We start from the raw sequence: 16,535 nt of genomic DNA on the forward strand, positions 1-16,535 counted from the left end.
TGAGCGAAGGAGGGGCCATGAGCGTCCAGGACCAGATGCTTCCCGCCGCCGAGGCCGCGGCGCGGATCATGCGCGAGACCCCGGCGGACCGGCTGGACGACCCGTCCCCCTGTCCCGGCTGGAGCGTCCGCGACCTGGTCAACCACCTGTGCCTGTGGAACGCGCGGGGCGAGACGGCCGCGCGCCGCCAGCCCCCGGGCGGGCCCGGGGAGGACCACGACTTCACCGCCGAGCCGGACTGGGCCGACCGGTTCGCCGAACAGGCGCGCGGCACCGCCGAGGCATGGGACGACCCGGCGGCCTGGGAGGGCAAGACCAGCCTCAGCGGTCTCTCGGAGGGCATGCCCGCGCCGTTCGTCGGCGGGCTCCTGCTCAGCGAACTCGTCCTGCACGGCTGGGACCTCGCCGCCGCCACCGGCCGCGAGCCGGGGTTCGCGCCCGAGACCGTCCAGGCGGAGTGGGACTACCTGGTCACGACGGTGGAGCTCGGCCGCCGGTACAAGGTGTTCGGGGAGGAGGTGCCGGTCGCCGCCGACGCGCCGCTGCTCGACCGCGTCGTCGGCCTCTCGGGCCGCGACCCGCGCTGGACGCCCTGAGCCCGCCGCCTCCATGACGCGCCGATAAGGGTGAAGCGCGTGGGGCCGGACGCGGGAGGGCCCCGCGCGCTCTACCCTTGAGGCATGTCTTCGAGTTCTTCGATCCGCGTACGCTTCGCTCCGTCACCGACCGGCATGTTCCATGTCGGGGGCGCCCGCTCGGCGCTGTTCAACTGGGTGATGGCCGTGCAGTCCGGCGGCACGCTCGTGCTGCGGATCGAGGACACCGACGCCTCGCGCAACAGCCCCGAGTGGACCGAGGGCATCATCCGCGCGCTGGCCTGGCTCGGCATGGACGGCGAGCAGTACGAGGGCCCCTACTTCCAGTCCGCCAACGCCGACCGGCACGCCGCCGCCGTCCAGACGCTGAAGGACCGGGGCCGCGCCTACTTCTGCGACTGCTCCCGCGAGGCCGTGACCGCCCGCACCGGCGACCAGCACAAGGGCTACGACGGGTTCTGCCGCGACCGCGGCCTGGAGCCCGGCCCCGGCCGCGCCCTGCGCTTCCGCACCCCCGACGAGGGCCAGACCACCGTCGTCGACCTGCTGCGCGGCAAGCCCGTCTTCGAGAACGCCGTCCTGGAGGACTTCGTCATCGCCCGCGCCGACGGGTCGGTGACCTTCCTGCTGGCCAACGTCGTCGACGACATGAGCCAGCAGATCACCCATGTCGTGCGCGCCGAGGAGCACCTGTCCAACGCGCCCAAGCAGCAGCTCCTGTGGGAGGCGCTCGGCGCCGAGCCGCCCGTCTGGGCGCATTTGCCGGTGGTCGTGAACGAGAAGCGGCAGAAGCTGTCCAAGCGGCGCGACAAGGTCGCCCTGGAGGACTACCGCGCCGAGGGCTACCTCGCCGAGGCGATGCGCAACTACCTGATGCTGCTCGGCTGGGCGCCCTCCGGCGACCGCGAGATCGTCCCGTGGGAGGTGGTCGTCGAGGAGTTCCGCGTCGAGGACGTCAACACCTCGCCCGCCTTCTTCGACGTCAAGAAGCTCCGCGCGATCAACGGCGAGTACATCCGCGCGCTGCCCGCCGAGAAGTTCGTCGCCGAGTGCCTGCCGTTCCTGCAGGGGGCCCCCTTCGACGTGGACGTGGCCGTCTTCGCCGAGCTGGCGCCGCTGGCCCAGACCCGGGTGGCGCTGCTGTCGGAGATCGTCCCGATGATCGACTTCGCGTTCCTGGACGAGCCGCCCGCCGACGAGCAGTCGTGGAACAAGGCCATGAAGGAGCCCGCCGAGCGGATCCTCGCCGCCGCCGAGGAGTCCTACCGCGACGCGCCCTGGAACGCCGAGGAGCTGAAGACCCGGCTGGAGCGGATCGGTACCGAGCACGGCCTGAAGCTCGGCAAGACGCAGGCGCCCGTCCGCGTCGCCGTCACCGGGCGCACCGTCGGCCTGCCGCTGTTCGAGTCCCTGGAGATCCTCGGCCGCGACCGCACGCTCGCCCGCATCGCCGCCGCCCGCGCCCGCCTCGCCGCGACCGCCGGCTAGCGGAAGGTGATCGCGCCGGGGTAGTGGCCGGACGCGCAGACGAAGCGCATCCGGCCCGCCCCGGGGACGCCCAGGTCGATCCGCGTCTCCCCGCGTTCGGGGAGGATCACGTCCTCGCCGCGCTGCGGGATCGTGAACGCCCGCGTGTGGCCGCGCGTGCCGTCCGTCCGCAGCACGAGGACGGTGTGCACGCCCGCCCGCGCGGTGACGCGCGAGGGCCGGTACCCCCGGTCGAGCGCCCACACGGTCACCAGCTGCGTGCCGGAGGTGTCGGTCCGGACGAACCGCGCCGAGCCGGCCGCCGTCGCCGTCCCGCCCCGCTCGGGCAGCCAGCCGCCGAGCCGCAGGCCCGACAGCAGCGTCCAGCCGGCGGCGGCGAGCAGCCCGGCGGCCAGCAGGACGGCGGCGCGCCCCCGCACCACCGCGAGGACCCGCCCGACCGTGACCCCGACCGCGCCGAACAGCGGCGCGGTGCCGAGCACGAACCCGCCCATCACCGCGGCGCCGCCCACCGCCGACCGGGACGTGACGGCCAGCAGCTCCGCCGACAGCGTCAGCCCGCACGGCACGACCACGGTGGCCGCGCCCAGCCCGGCGGCCCGCCGCCACCCGCCGCGCGCCGTCTCCGGCGCCCCGCGGTGCCGGTCGCGGCGCAGGAGGCGTCGGGCAGGGCGGAAGCCCAGCAGGTCGAGCGCGAACAGTGCGAGGGACAGCGCGGCGGCCGCGAGCAGGACGCCCCGCACACGCGGGCCCGGCTGGACGGCGCCGCCCGCCAACCCCAGCGAGGCTCCGAGCAGGACGTGCACGACGAGCTTCGCCGACAGGAACGTCACCACGGCCCGCGCGTCGGTGCCGGCGCGGGCGGGGGAGGCCGCGCAACCGGGGGGCGGGGGGCCGGTGGGGCGGGCGCCGGTGACCGCGCCCGTGAGGAGCCCGAGCTGCACGGCGGCGCAGGTCGTCCCTCCGGCCAGCAGCCCCGTTCCGGCGCCGGTCAGGAAGAGCGCGGTGACGTCCATGGCCCACCCCCGCAGCAGGACCGTCCCCGCGCCGGGATGCCGCGAAGCGTAACCGGACCGGCAGCTTCCGGTGGCTCCGCCTAGCCCTCGACGTCGCCTTCGAGCGAGGCGCGCAGGGCGTCCAGGCGGCGGTCGAGCTCGTCGAACTCGCCGCGCAGGCCGGCCGGCACCCGCTTGCCGAGCGTCTCCGCCTGCTCCCGCACCGCCGCGAGGTGCTCCGCCGGGTCCGGACCGGCCGCCGGGTCCCGCTCGTGCGCGGAGTCGGCCGGGCGCACCTGGAGCAGCGCCGACTGCTCGCGCAGCAGTGCGGCCTGCTCGCGCAGCAGCGTCGTCTGGTCGCGGAGCTGCTTGTTCTTGTTGTGCAGCTCCACGAACACCGACACCTTCGCCCGCAGCACCCACGGGTCGAACGGCTTGGAGATGAAGTCGACCGCCCCCGCCGCGTACCCGCGGAAGGCGTAGTCGGGGTCGCTGTTCACCGCGGTGAGGAAGATGATCGGCAGGTCGCGGGTCTTCTTGCGGCGCTTGATGTCGCGGGCCGTCTCGAACCCGTCCATCCCGGGCATCACGACGTCCAGCAGGATGACGGCGTACTCGTCGGTGAGCAGCGCCTTCAGCGCGTCCTCACCCGACCGCGCCCGGACCAGATCCTGATCGAGCGAGCTGAGGATGGCCTCCAGCGCGATGAGGTTCTCCTCGCGGTCGTCCACGAGCAGGATCTTCGCCTTGTCGTCCACGCGTCGTCTCTCTCCGGTTTCCGGTCGGGCCCGCCGCCGGCCGGGCGGGCGCCCAGAGCGACCCTACCCAGCCCGGCCGCACGTCAGCGGACGATGGAGGGTTGCAGCCAGTTCCGCATGACGTCAAGCAGATGATCGACGTCGACGGGTTTGGGCACGTAGTCCGAGGCGCCGGAGTCCAGGCTCTTCTCCCGGTCCCCCTTCATCACCTTCGCGGTGATCACGATGATCGGCAGCTCGGCGAACTGCGGCATCTCCCGGATCGCCGCCGTGGTCGCGTAGCCGTCCAGGCCGGGCATCATCACGTCCATCAGCACGATCGCGACGTCGGGGTTGCGGTGCAGGACGTCGATTCCGGCCTGCCCGTCCTCGGCGTACAGCACCTCCATCCCGTAGCCCTCCAGGACGCTGGTCAGCGCGAACACGTTGCGGACGTCGTCGTCGACGATCAGCACCTTGCGGCCCGACAGCACCGTGTCGAGGAAGTCGGCGGGCGGCCCCTCCATCAGGCCGCCCACGGCGGCCTCGCCCTCGCCCGGGCGGTCGCCGCCCGGGGAGCGCCGCTCGCCCCCCATCCCGTTCTCGTGCCCGGCCGCCACCACGGCTCCGCCTCCGGCGGCTCCCGCGCCGTCGCCGTCGCCCGCAGCCAGGCCGGGCACGACGCCGGACGCGGCGCCCGGCTCGTCCACCGCCGCCGAGCGGCGCCGCCCGTCGGGCTCGCTGTAGTGGGCCGGCAGGTACAGCGTGAACACGCTGCCGCGCCCCGGCTCGCTCTCGGCGTGGATCTCCCCGCCGAGCAGCCGCGCGATGTTCCGGCTGATCGACAGGCCGAGGCCGGTGCCGCCGTAGCGGCGGCTGGTCGTCCCGTCGCCCTGCTGGAACGGCTCGAAGATCTCCTGGAGCTTGTCGGCGCTGACCCCGATCCCGGTGTCGATCACCCGGAAGGCGATCACGTCGGGGGTGTTCCACAGGGCGGGCAGCGTGAAGTCGATGTCGCCGGCCCGCTCGATCAGCAGCCGCACCTCGCCCTCGGCGGTGAACTTCACCGCGTTGGACAGCAGGTTGCGCAGCACCTGCTGGAGCCGCTGCTCGTCGGTGTTCAGGATCGGTGGGACGTCGGCGGCGACCTCCACCCCGAAGTGCAGGCCCTTGTCGACCGACAGCGGCCGGAACGTCGCCTCCACGTAGTCGACCAGCGCCGACACCGACAGCCGCTGCGGATGCACCTCCATCTTGCCCGCCTCGACCTTGGCCAGGTCCAGGATGTCGTTGATCAGCTCCAGCAGGTCGGTGCCGGAGTCGTGGATGGTCTGGGAGAACTCCACCTGCTTGTCGGTGAGGTTGCCGCCCTGGTTCTCCGACAGCAGCTTGGCCAGCACGAGCAGGCTGTTCAGCGGCGTCCGCAGCTCGTGCGACATGTTCGCCAGGAACTCCGACTTGTACCGCGAGGAGATCGCGAGCTGCTCGGCGCGCTCCTCCAGCGTCCGCCTGGCCTGCTCGATCTGGAAGTTCTGGATCTCGATCGCGCGGTTCTGCTGGGCCAGCAGCGCCGCCTTCTCCTCCAGCTCGGTGTTGGAGTGGCGAAGCTCACCCTGCTGGCGCTGCAGCTCGTCCGAGCGCTCCTGCAGCTCCTGCGCGAGCCGCTGCGACTCGTCCAGCAGCGCCTCGGTGCGGGTGTTGGCGCGGATCGCGTTCAGCGTGACCCCGATCGTCTCGATCAGCTGGCTGAAGAAGGCCAGGTGGACGTCGGTGAACCGGCCGAAGGAGGCCAGCTCGATCGCGCCGAGCACCGCGTCCTCGAACACGATCGGCAGCACGATGATGTTGACCGGGGACGCCTCGCCCAGCCCCGAGCCGATCTTGACGTAGTCGGCGGGGGCGTCGGCGATCAGCAGCGTCCGGCGCTCCTGCGCGGCCTGCCCGACCAGGCCCTCGCCCAGCGCGAACCGGACGGCGCCCGTCCGGCCCCGCGGCGTCCCGTACCCGGCGATCAGCACCAGCTCGGTCTCCTCGCCGGTGTTCTCGGCCAGGTAGAACGCGCCGTACTGGGCGCTCGCGGTCGGGGTCAGCTCCCGCATGATCAGCTCGGCGACCTGGAGGAGGTCGCGGTGGCCCTGCATGAGGCCGCCGATCCGCGCCAGGTTGGTCTTGAGCCAGTCCTGCTCCTCGTTGGCGCGGGTCGTCTCGCGCAGGGTCGCGACCATCAGGTTCACGTTGTCCGACAGCTCGGCGACCTCGCCGCGCGCCTCCACCGTGATCGTCCGGGTCAGGTCGCCGGTGGCGACCGCGCTCGCCACCTCGCCGATCGCGCGGACCTGCGTGGTCAGGTTCCCGGCCAGCTCGTTGACGCTCTCGGTCAGCCGCTTCCAGGTGCCCGACACGCCCTCGACCTCGGCCTGCCCGCCGAGCCGCCCCTCGCTGCCGACCTCGCGGGCCACGCGGGTGACCTCCGAGGCGAACGAGGACAGCGTGTCGACCATCTTGTTCAGCGTCGTCTTCAGCTCCAGGATCTCGCCCTGGGCGTTCACGTCGATGCGGCGGGTCAGGTCACCGTGCGCGACCGCCGTCGCGACCTGCGCGATGTTGCGGACCTGGTAGGTCAGGTTCGACGCCATGCCGTTGACGTTGTCGGTCAGGTCCTTCCACATGCCGCCCGCGCCGGGCACGATCGCCTGGCCGCCGAGGCGCCCCTCGGTGCCGACCTCGCGGGCGACGCGGCTGACCTCGTCCGCGAACGCCGACAGCGTGTCGACCATCGTGTTGAGGGTGTCCTTCAGCTGGAGGATCTCGCCCTGCGCGTCCACCTCGATCTTGCGGGTGAGGTCGCCCTGCGCCACCGCCGTCGTCACGGTCGCGATGCCGCGGACCTGCGTGGTCAGGTTGTTGGCCATCGAGTTCACGTTGTTGGTGAGGTCCTTCCAGACCCCGCTGACCCCCGCCACCCGCGCCTGCCCGCCGAGCCGGCCCTCGGTGCCGACCTCGCGCGCCACGCGGGTGACCTCGTCGGCGAACCCCGACAGCGTGTCCACCATCGTGTTCACGGTGTCCTTGAGCTGGAGGATCTCGCCCTGCGCGTCCACCGTGATCTTCTTGGTCAGGTCGCCCTGCGCGACCGCGGTGGTGACCTGCGCGATGTTGCGGACCTGGTAGGTCAGGTTCGACGCCATCCCGTTGACGTTGTTGGTCAGGTCCTTCCAGACGCCGCTGCCGCCCGGCACGCGCGCCTGGCCGCCGAGCCGGCCCTCGGTGCCGACCTCGCGGGCGACGCGGGTGACCTCGTCGGCGAACGCCGACAGCGTGTCCACCATCTGGTTCACGGTCAGCTTGAGCTGGAGGATCTCGCCCTGCGCGTCCACCGTGATCTTCTTGCCGAGGTCGCCCTCCGCCACCGCCGTGGTGACCTGGGCGATGTTGCGGACCTGGTAGGTCAGGTTGTTCGCCATCGCGTTGACGTTGTCGGTGAGGTTCTTCCACACACCGCTGACGCCCCGCACGTTCGCCTGGCCGCCGAGCTGGCCCTCCGTGCCGACCTCGCGCGCCACCCGCGTCACCTCGTCGGCGAACGCCGACAGCTGGTCGACCATCGTGTTCACGGTGAGCTTGAGCTCCTGCAGCTCACCCGACGCCTCGACGGTGACCTTGCGGGTCAGGTCGCCCTTCGCGACCGCCGTGGTGACCTCCGCGATGTCGCGGACCTGCGCGGTCAGCCGGTTCGCCATCGCGTTCACCGACGCCGTCACGTCCCGCCAGCGGCCCGTCATCCCGCGCGAGGGGGCCTGCCCGCCGAGCCGCCCCTCGGTGCCGACCTCCCGCGCGAACTGGGTGACCTCCCAGGTGAACTGGTCGAGCAGCTCGACCATCCCGTTCACCGACCTGGCCATGCGCAGCAGCTCCCCGCGCATCGGACGGCCCCGGACCCGCAGCTCCACCCGCTGGGACAGGTCGCCCTTCGCGACGGCCTCCACCACCTGGTGCATCCCGGTGGCGAGGTCGGTCAGCTTCCCGATGATCGCGTTGGAGTCCTCGACGGCCGCCGCCCACGACCCCTTCAGCGTCCCGGGGGTCAGGCGGCCGTGCAGGTGCCCCTCCCGGCCGATCTCGCGCCGGACGCGGCTCAGCCCCGAGGTCAGCTCCTGGCCGTTCTGCCTGATCTCCTCCAGGATGCCCGCGGCCTCCGCCACGGCGCCCTCGCCCGGCACGTCCAGCTCCTGCGCGATCTTCCCGTCGCGGACGGCGGCGAGCGCCTTCAGCAGCGGTTCGAGGTCGGCGTCGCTGTAACGCGGAGTCCTGTCACGAGACCCGCCGGGGCGGGCACGGGACGCGGTACGCGGCATGCTCTTCATCCTCCTGGCCCGCGATCGTCGTGTTACCCGGATACCACGGATTCCTTCAGCGGGCCGCATCTGTACTCTACGTCCCCGAGCAGCCTGGAACCGGTTCCGCGCGAGCCCGGGTAAAGGTACGGTAACGGCCTGGGATCCGCGCCCGTAGTCTTCGTGTTACGGTCTGTCGTGTTGTGCGAGGGGCCGGTCGACCGAGGTCACGCGCGCGGCGCGGCCCAGATCACGGCTCTCCTGGCCGGGCGGTCGACCAGTCTGTCACGATAGCCACGCCCGGTAGAGACGCATCGAACGAGGGACGACATTGGATCGGCAGACGGCGTCGGCCACCTTCCCGTCCGCCGCCGCGGCGGTGGCGGACGCGCGCCGCTTCGTCCGGAAGGTGCTCGCCGACTGGGGCATGGAGGAGGCCGTCGACGACGCGGTCCTCGCGACCAGCGAGCTGGCGACCAACGCGATCGCCTACGCCGGGACGTCCTTCGAGGTGACCTGCCGCCTGGAGGACGGCGAGATCAAGGTCGAGGTCCGCGACCGGCACCCCACCCGCGGTATCGAGATGCCGGGCGTCACCGCCTCCAGCGGGCGCGGCCTGCCCTCCATCGCCCGGCTCGCCTCGTCCTGGGGCGTCTCCTACGACCGCCGCACCAAGGGCGTGTGGTTCACCCTGCCGCGTCCGGGCGCGGCCAACGGCTCGGGGCCCGCGCGGCCGTTCGGCGGGGAGAACCTCGGCCGCGGCCCCGGCGACGACAACGGGACGTCCGCCCGCGAGGCCGCCGCGGTCCGCGACACCCATCCGGCGCTGGAGCAGGGCGGCGCGTCCGGCGGCCCCTCCGCCCCGGCGCGCGACCCCCGGCTGAGCGGCGACGCGGTCGGCGAGGGGCCCGCCGCGGGCGACCGGCTGCTGCGCTCGCCCGCCGCCGTCGAGGCGCTGGAGGACGGCGTCGCCACCGTCCGGGAGGTCCTGGCGGCCGAGGGCGCCGCCGTCCTGCTCACCGAGCGCGACGGACGGCTGATCATGGGCGCGTCCGCCGGCACCGCCGCCGAGATCCCGCTCGGCGAGCTGTCGGTGCCCGCGCTCGGCCCCGACGCCCGCGCCGGATCGCCCTGGGTCGCCGCCGACTCCTCCGACCCCACCGCCGTGGCCCTGCGCGCCAGGTCGCTCGCCGCCGCGCCGCTGGAGTCCGGCGGCCGCCTCACCGGCCTCCTCGTCGCCGTCTCCTCGGTCTCGGGACGGTTCGCGGAGGCCGACGGCGCCCGGCTCGGACGGCTCGCCGACGAGATGTCGCTGTCGCTGGAGAAGGCCAGGGTCGGCGAACTGGAACGGTCCTGGCGCGGCTGGCTCAGCTTCGTCGCCGAAGCCAGCGACCTGCTCGCCGGCACCCTCGACCAGGAGCGGACGATGGCGCTGGTCGCCCAGCTCGTCGTCCCGCGCCTGGCGACCTGGTGCGCCGTCTACAACACCGACGGCTCCGAGCCGGCCAAGCTCGCCTACGTCTGGCACGCCGACGAGACCCGCGCCGACGGCCTGCGCGAGCTGCTCGACCACGCGGGCGCCACCCCGCCGGTCGACGTCTCCTCCCCCTGGAGCGGCCTCGCCACCGCCCCCGAGGAGGTCCGCGCCGCCGCCGGGGCCACCGCCGACGACCAGGTCTACGCCTTCCCGCTCGTCGCCCGGGGCCGGCGCATCGGCACGATCGTCATCGGCCGCCCGTCCGGCGACCGGTTCCCCCGCAGCGCGATCGAGCTGGCCGAGGAGCTGAGCCGCCGCGCCGCCCTCGCCGTCGACAACGCCCGGCTGTTCTCCGCCCAGACCGCCATGAGCAGCGCCCTGCAGCGCAGCCTCCTGCCGCCCGCCATCCCCGAGATCCCCGGCCTGGAGGTCGCCGTCGTCTACGAGCCGGCGGGGGAGGGCAGCGAGGTCGGCGGCGACTTCTACGACGTGTTCGAGAGCGGGCCGCGCCCCGGCGGGCCCGCCGCGCACTGGCGCTTCGCCATCGGCGACGTCTGCGGCACCGGCCCCGAGGCCGCCGCCGTCACCGGCCTCGCCCGGCACGCGCTGCGGATCCTCGCCGCCGAGGACCTGTCCGTTCCCGCCGTCCTCGCCCGCCTCAACCGGCTGATCCTCGGCGAGGGCGAGCGCGGACGGCTGCTCACCCTGCTGCACGGCGAGATCACCGCCCGGCGGCGGCGCGACGGCGTGACGATCAGGCTGACCAGCGCCGGCCACCCGCCGCCGCTGGTCCTGGACCCGGCCGGCGGCGTCCGCGAGGTCGCCACCCCCCAGCCGCTGCTCGGCGTGTTCGACGGCGTGGAGTTCCACACCGACACCGTCGAGCTGCGCCGGGGCGAGGTGCTGCTGTGCGTCACCGACGGCGTCACCGAGCGGCGCTCGGGCACCCGCCTCCTCGGTGACGGCCGCGGCCTGGAGCGGCTGCTGGCCGGGTGCACGGGGCTGAGTGCGGGCGCGGTCGCCGCCCGGATCCAGCGAGCGGTACGCGACTTCGGGCCCGAGCCGTCGAACGACGACGTTGCCCTCATCGTTCTACGGGCGTCATGATGAAGACCTACAATCGGTAAGGTGGGGTGGCGTGGGGCTTGCCTTGCACACGACGCGACAGGACGGCCGCGCGACGATCGCCGCGCGCGGCTCCATCGACCTGCATTCCTCCGACGAGCTGCGGTCGCGGCTGACCGAACTCGTCGACGCGGGGGAGCGGGTGGTCGTCGTCGACCTCACGGCGGTCGACTTCTGCGACTCCTCGGGTCTGAACGTTCTGGTCCGTGCCTACAAACACGCGCGCGCGCAGAACGCCGCGCTCACCGTCACCGGCGCCTACGGCCGGGTGGAGAACGTCCTGCGCACCACCGGCCTCGACCGGTTCCTCATCGCCGGCCCGGCGGAGGAGGCACCGGCCGATGGACGGTGACGGGCACGCGGGCGGGCACTCGGGCGGGCGCTCGCGCGTTCACAAGGGCACAGGCGCCCGCGGGGCCTCTCCCGCGGGCCGCGGCGGTGACCGGAAGGGGCGGGACACGATGAAGAACGGCGAGCGGGCGGAGTGACCGACCCGATGACCGAGACCACCCTGCGCGCGGCGCCCCAGACCGAGGCGGTCGAGTACGCGCGCCGACTCGCCGCCCGCACGATGCGCACCTGGGCCCTGATGGAGCGCGAGGAACTCGTCACCGCGATCGTCGCCGAGCTCGTCGCCAACGCCGTCCGGCACGCGGGCACGGCGCTGGAGCTGCGGCTGCTGCGCGGCACCGGCAGGGTCCGCGTCGAGGTCCGCGACCGCGCCGCGCAACTGCCCCGGCTGACCGTCCCCGGCCCCCTGGACGAGTCGCACCGCGGCCTGTTCATCGTCGACCGCTTCGCGACCTCCTGGGGCGCCGACCCCGTGACCGGCGGCAAGGTCGTCTGGGCCGAGGTCAACATCTGACCCGCCTCCGGCGCTGGACCGCGCCCTGCCCGGTGGCGGCCACGCGGCCGCACCGGGCGATCTCCCAGGACGGACGAGGCCCCGCGCACCGGATCGATGCGCGGGGCCCTTCGCGATCTCGCGTGGTCCGGACGGCGGTCAGGACGACTTGCGGTACAGCTCCGCGACCATGAACGCCAGGTCCAGCGACTGGCCGCGGTTGAGCCGGGGGTCGCAGGCCGTCTCGTAGCGCTGGTGGAGGTCGCCCTCGACGAGCCCCTGGCCGCCGCCCACGCACTCGGTGACGTCGTCGCCGGTGAACTCGATGTGGATGCCGCCCGGGTGCGTCCCGAGGGCGCGGTGCACCTCGAAGAACCCGGCCAGCTCGTCCAGCACGTCGTCCAGCCGCCGGGTCTTGTGCCCGCTCGGCGCCTCGAAGGTGTTGCCGTGCATCGGGTCGCAGATCCACGCGACGGGCGCGCCGCTCTGGTGCACCTTCTCGATCAGCGCCGGCAGCGCGTCCCGGACCTTGCCCGCGCCCATGCGGGTGATGAACGTCAGCCGGCCCGGCTCGCCCTCCGGGTTGAGCCGGTCGATCAGCGCGAGCGCGTCGTCGGCCGTCGTCGTCGGCCCCAGCTTCACCCCGATCGGGTTGCGGATGTGCCGCAGGAACTCCACGTGCGCCCCGTCGAGCTGCCGGGTGCGCTCACCGAGCCACAGGAAGTGCGCCGACACGTCGTAGGGGAGGCCGCTGAGGTGGTCGACGCGGGTCAGCGCCCGCTCGTACTCCAGCAGCAGCGCCTCGTGGCTGGAGTAGAACTCCACCCCGTGGAACTCCTCGGGGTTCACCCCGCACGCCTTCATGAACGTCAGCGCCCGGTCGATCTCGCCCGCGACCCGCTCGTAGCGGCGGCCCGCCGGGCTCTGCGCCACGAAGTCCTGGTTCCAGGCGTGCACCTGCCGCAGGTCGGCGTAGCCGCCCTTGGTGAACGCCCGGCACAGGTTCAGCGTCACCGCCGAGCAGTGGTAGGCCTTCAGTAGCCGGTGCGGGTCGTTGCGGCGGGACTCGGCGTCGAACCCGAGGCCGTTCACCGCGTCGCCCCGGTAGGCGGGAAGCTCCACGCCGTCGCGCACCTCGACGGGCTTGGAGCGCGGCTTGGCGTACTGCCCCGCCATCCGTCCGATCTTCACGACCGGCACGCTGGCGGCGTAGGTGAGCACGACCGCCATCTGCAGCAGGGTCTTCAACTTGTTCTTCACCGCGTCGGCGTTCGAGCCGTCGAACGTCTCCGCGCAGTCACCGCCCTGGAGGACGAACGCCTCGCCGCGCGCCACGTCGGCGAGCTGGGCCTTGAGCTGGTCGCACTCGCCGGCGAAGACGAGCGGGGGCTGCGCGGCGAGCTCGGCGGCGACCGCGCGAACCTCGTCCGGATCGTCCCAGTCGGGTTGCTGGAGGGCGGGGAGGCCGCGCCAGGCGTCGAGGTCTGCGGGGCCGCTGGAGATACTCACGCGAAAAGGCTATGACACGCCGCGCGCTACGGCACCAGGCGCCGGGCCGGAACCGGCCGGGCGGCCCCGGCACGGAGACGTCCCGGGGCCGCGGGGCGCACGGCCCCGCACCGTCAGGCCGCCGGTGTTCAGGCGGCCTGGCTCCGGGCCCCGGCCCGGACGGGCTCGCCCTGCCCCGACGTCGCGCCCGCGAGCGTCCTGCGGCCGCTCAGCTCCGCCTCGCCCGCGAGCTGGCGCAGGCGGCGCAGCGAGCGGTCGGTGATCTGCCGGACGCGGTTGTGGCTCAGCCCGTAGCGGGCGCCGATCTGGGCGTACGACAGCGGCTGCCCGCTGTCCATGCCGAACCGGGCGCGCAGGATCGCCGACTCGCGCTCGGGCAGGCGCTCCAGCAGCCGGGCGAGGCCCTCGATGTCGTCCAGCGCGAGGATCTCCGCCTCCGGCGTGACCGCGTCGGGATCCTCCAGCAGGTCGCCCATCGGCGTCTCGCCCGCGTCGTCGACGGTCGCGTCGAGGCTCGCGGGGTCGCGGCGCCAGCGCAGCAGCTCATCGACGTGCTCCGCGTCCGCGCCCAGCGACACCGCCAGCTCCTCGCGGGTCGGTTCGCGGCCGAGGTCGCGGCCGAGCTGCCGCTCCGCGCGGCGCAGCCGGGACAACTCCTCCTCGACATGGACGGGCAGCCGGATCGTGCGGGCCGTGTGACTCAGCCCACGCCCGATCGCCTGCCTGATCCACCATGTCGCGTACGTGGAGAACTTGAAGCCGCGGCGGTAGTCGAACTTCTCCACCGCGCGCATCAGCCCCAGGTTCCCCTCCTGGATGAGGTCGATGAGGGGCAACGAGTCGGTCGGGTACTTGCGGGCGATCGAGACCACGAGCCGGAGGTTGGCCTCGACGAAGCGCTGCTTGGCGCGCAGCCCCGCCGCGGTCAGCTCCTCCAACTCCTCGCGGGTCGCGCCCTCGGGCACGGTCCCCTCGTCGAGGAGTTGCTCGGCGTACAGGCCCCCTTCGATCGCCTTCGCCAGATCGACCTCCTCCTGCGCGTCGAGCAGGGGGGTGCGGCCGATCCGGTCGAGGTACGCTCCGACAAGGTCCTTGTCGGGCACGTCGACCCTGTCGCCCTTGGTACGGGTTGCAGCCATCCTGACCCTTCTCCGGTGCGATCTCCCTAAGGGGACAACGCTAATTACCGCTCTGTGATTCCCGGGTGGGGAATACTGCGGGGCTGTTAGCCGCTCTACCGTCCTGATACCCCGACTGAGGAGAAACCGACATGACGACCGTCACGCTCACCACCGAGAACTTCGACGAGGTGGCGCAAGGGGACGGCATCGTCCTGGTCGACTTCTGGGCCGACTGGTGCGGACCCTGCAAGCGGTTCGCGCCGGTGTTCGAGAAGTCGGCGGGCAAGCACGAGGACATCACCTTCGCCAAGGTCGACACCGAGGCCCAGCCGGAGCTGTCCGAGCGGTTCGGCATCAGCTCGATCCCGACCCTGATGGCGATCCGCGACGGCGTGATCGTCTTCGCCGAGCCGGGCGCGCTGCCCGAGCCGGTGCTGGAGAACGTGATCGAGCAGGTCCGCGGCCTCGACATGGAGGACGTCCGGCGGCGTGTGGAGTCCTGAACCCCTGGGCTAGGGCCGGGTCCTCAATCCTGGCCCTACGCCCCTCGCGCGGACGCTGGCCGGTTCCGGCCGGGGCGTTCGCGTTTCGCGTGCCGGTCCACGCCGCCCGCACCCTGGGTTGCGGGTATGGGACGCCCAGCCGTCCGCCGAGCGGCACGATGGCAAAGATGCGGGCCACCCCGCCCGTTCCGCGCCGTCCATGGACGATGATGGAGCGATGCTCGCCGATGTCGTCCAATACCTGGTGTGCCCCGTGTGCGGAGCGGACCTCGCGATGGCGGACCGCGGACTGCGCTGCCCGGCCGGGCACGCCTTCGACATCGCGCGGCAGGGATACGCGAACCTGCTGCCCGGCAACGCCCGCCCCGGCACGGCGGACACCCCCGAGATGGTCCGCGCCCGTGACGAGTTCCTCACCGCCGGGCACTTCACCGCTCCCGCCGAACGCCTCGCCAGAAGCGTCGCCCGCTGCCTGGACGGCGCGTCCCTCGTCCTGGACGCCGGCGCCGGGACGGGCCACTACCTCGGCCGCGTTCTGGACCGGTCCCCGCACGCGCTCGGCCTCGCGCTCGACATCTCCAAGCACGCCGCCCGCCGCGCCGCCAGGGCGCACCAGCGCGCCGGAGCCGTCGTCGCCGACCTGTGGCGGCCGCTTCCCGTGCGGGACGGCGCGGCCGGAACCGTCCTGAACGTCTTCGCGCCGCGCAACGCCGCCGAGTTCCACCGCGTCCTGCACGAGGACGGGCTGCTCTTCACCGTCACGCCGTCGTCCGCCCACCTCGGCCCGCTCGTGGAGGCGCTCGGCCTCGTCACGATCGACGAACGCAAGACCGAGCGCACCGACGCGGCACTCGCCGGCTACTTCAAGCTGGACACCCGGCAGAACATCGAGACCGAGGCGCTCCTGTCCCACCCCGAGGTCGCCACGCTCGTCGCCATGGGCCCCAGCGCCCACCATGTTCCGGCGGAGCAGCTCTGGCCAAGGCTGGAACGGCTACCGGATCCGGTGCCGGTGCCGCTGTCCTTCGTCCTGTCGGTCTATCGGCGGCTGGAGTAGCCGCCGACGGACTGTGACGGGTGCCACGCCAAGTGAGAAGCACGAGGTCACAAGGGCGGCGCGGCCCGCTCGCGGCGAACGGGAAGAAACCCTGGCCGATCTCGGTTTGACGATGGTGCCGGGCGACCCTAATGTTCCACCTGCCCCAAGGGGATGCGGGACGCCGGAAGGCGGTCGGCCCTGGGGAACGAGACCTGAGAAAAGCGGTTCGAGCCTCGCTCGGACTGAGGTACGATGGTCTGGTTGGCCCGGAACGGGATGCAGGACGCCGCAAGGTGGCCGGCCCGATGGGCACTCTCACTCGAAGCGATCATGACGGGTCTTCGGCTCGTCGTCGTCCGTGCGAGTGAATCCGGATGACCCTCTGCTCGTCGAAAAGATCTTCATCGGTCTTCTTGACAGCAGCGGCGAATCAGGTAAGTTGGAGAGGTTGCCCCGGAGCGGGGCTCGCGGAAGCGGGTTCGGCGCGGTGGGTGTCCGTTTCTTGAGAACTCAACAGCGTGTTAAAAGCCAGTGCCTTTATCGGCCCGGCCGTGATGCGGTCGGGTCGCCCCGTGGCCCTGTTCGTCCTTCTTCGGGAGGGTGGTCGGGGTCGGGGATTTCTTTGAGGCAATGCACCGGCCTCTTTCGGGGGGTTGGTGTTTGCTGGGATTTTCTTCTGAGGTTTGGCTGCTCGGGGTTCGCCCCCTGGGTGGTCGTGTGGCCTTGATGGAGAGTTTGATCCTGGCTCAGGACGAACGCTGGCGGCG

Annotated in this window: 12 protein-coding genes; 7 read left to right on the forward strand and 5 right to left on the reverse strand. The window is 72.7% G+C overall.

Features of this window, described 5'->3' with window-relative positions; genetic code table 11:
* Positions 1–17: 17 nt before the first annotated feature.
* Together KLI87_RS39220 and gltX are read left to right on the forward strand one after the other, a co-directional pair.
* A complete protein-coding gene (locus KLI87_RS39220; RefSeq protein WP_214621039.1) occupies positions 18–596 on the forward strand; it encodes a TIGR03086 family metal-binding protein in 579 nt (192 codons plus the stop codon).
* A gap of 84 nt (positions 597–680) precedes the next feature.
* A complete protein-coding gene (gltX, locus tag KLI87_RS39225) occupies positions 681–2,084 on the forward strand; it encodes a glutamate--tRNA ligase (RefSeq protein ID WP_214621040.1) in 1,404 nt (467 codons plus the stop codon).
* Here the strand turns inward: gltX and KLI87_RS39230 are convergent.
* The 3 genes from KLI87_RS39230 to KLI87_RS39240 all read right to left on the reverse strand — a co-directional run bounded on the left by KLI87_RS39230 (position 2,081) and on the right by KLI87_RS39240 (position 8,171).
* Entirely contained in the window at positions 2,081–3,100 is a 1,020-nt protein-coding gene (locus KLI87_RS39230) for a sulfite exporter TauE/SafE family protein (protein WP_214621041.1), read from the reverse strand. The two genes, gltX and KLI87_RS39230, sit on opposite strands and share 4 nt — an antisense overlap.
* Before the next feature lie 80 nt (positions 3,101–3,180).
* Positions 3,181–3,837: a two-component system response regulator gene (locus KLI87_RS39235; protein WP_214621042.1), complete on the reverse strand. Its 657-nt coding sequence runs from the start codon at positions 3,835–3,837 to the stop codon at positions 3,181–3,183.
* An 83-nt stretch (positions 3,838–3,920) separates the two neighbouring features.
* Complete coding sequence (locus tag KLI87_RS39240; protein ID WP_250904682.1) at positions 3,921–8,171, reverse strand: HAMP domain-containing protein; 4,251 nt, start codon at positions 8,169–8,171, stop codon at positions 3,921–3,923.
* A gap of 310 nt (positions 8,172–8,481) precedes the next feature.
* Here KLI87_RS39240 and KLI87_RS39245 point away from each other — a divergent pair, with 310 nt between their 5' ends.
* The 3 genes from KLI87_RS39245 to KLI87_RS39255 all read left to right on the forward strand — a co-directional run bounded on the left by KLI87_RS39245 (position 8,482) and on the right by KLI87_RS39255 (position 11,617).
* Positions 8,482–10,734 (forward strand): SpoIIE family protein phosphatase, encoded by a 2,253-nt coding sequence (locus KLI87_RS39245; RefSeq protein WP_156222916.1) that lies wholly within the window; start codon positions 8,482–8,484, stop codon positions 10,732–10,734.
* Positions 10,735–10,777: 43 nt separating this feature from the next.
* Entirely contained in the window at positions 10,778–11,104 is a 327-nt protein-coding gene (locus KLI87_RS39250) for an STAS domain-containing protein (RefSeq protein WP_246251342.1), read from the forward strand.
* A 144-nt stretch (positions 11,105–11,248) separates the two neighbouring features.
* Positions 11,249–11,617, forward strand: coding sequence for an ATP-binding protein (locus tag KLI87_RS39255; RefSeq protein ID WP_156222913.1), 369 nt, complete (start codon positions 11,249–11,251; stop codon positions 11,615–11,617).
* 138 nt (positions 11,618–11,755) lie between these two features.
* On the opposite strand, the gene KLI87_RS39260 is transcribed toward KLI87_RS39255, so the two are convergent.
* Entirely contained in the window at positions 11,756–13,099 is a 1,344-nt protein-coding gene (locus KLI87_RS39260; RefSeq protein ID WP_372492406.1) for a class II 3-deoxy-7-phosphoheptulonate synthase, read from the reverse strand.
* Between the two features lie 134 nt (positions 13,100–13,233).
* A complete protein-coding gene (locus KLI87_RS39265; protein ID WP_250904683.1) occupies positions 13,234–14,244 on the reverse strand; it encodes an RNA polymerase sigma factor RpoD/SigA in 1,011 nt (336 codons plus the stop codon).
* Between the two features lie 131 nt (positions 14,245–14,375).
* Between KLI87_RS39265 and trxA the strand changes: the two genes are divergently transcribed.
* Together trxA and KLI87_RS39275 are read left to right on the forward strand one after the other, a co-directional pair.
* The gene (gene trxA, locus KLI87_RS39270) at positions 14,376–14,729 is read left to right on the forward strand and encodes a thioredoxin (RefSeq protein WP_156222911.1); all 354 of its coding nucleotides are present in this window, start codon (positions 14,376–14,378) and stop codon (positions 14,727–14,729) included.
* 199 nt (positions 14,730–14,928) lie between these two features.
* The gene (locus KLI87_RS39275) at positions 14,929–15,786 is read left to right on the forward strand and encodes a putative RNA methyltransferase (RefSeq protein WP_250904684.1); all 858 of its coding nucleotides are present in this window, start codon (positions 14,929–14,931) and stop codon (positions 15,784–15,786) included.
* Positions 15,787–16,535: the final 749 nt, after the last annotated feature.

It is taken from the genome of Actinomadura sp. NEAU-AAG7 (assembly GCF_018603865.1).
GTDB lineage: Bacteria > Actinomycetota > Actinomycetes > Streptosporangiales > Streptosporangiaceae > Spirillospora > Spirillospora litoris.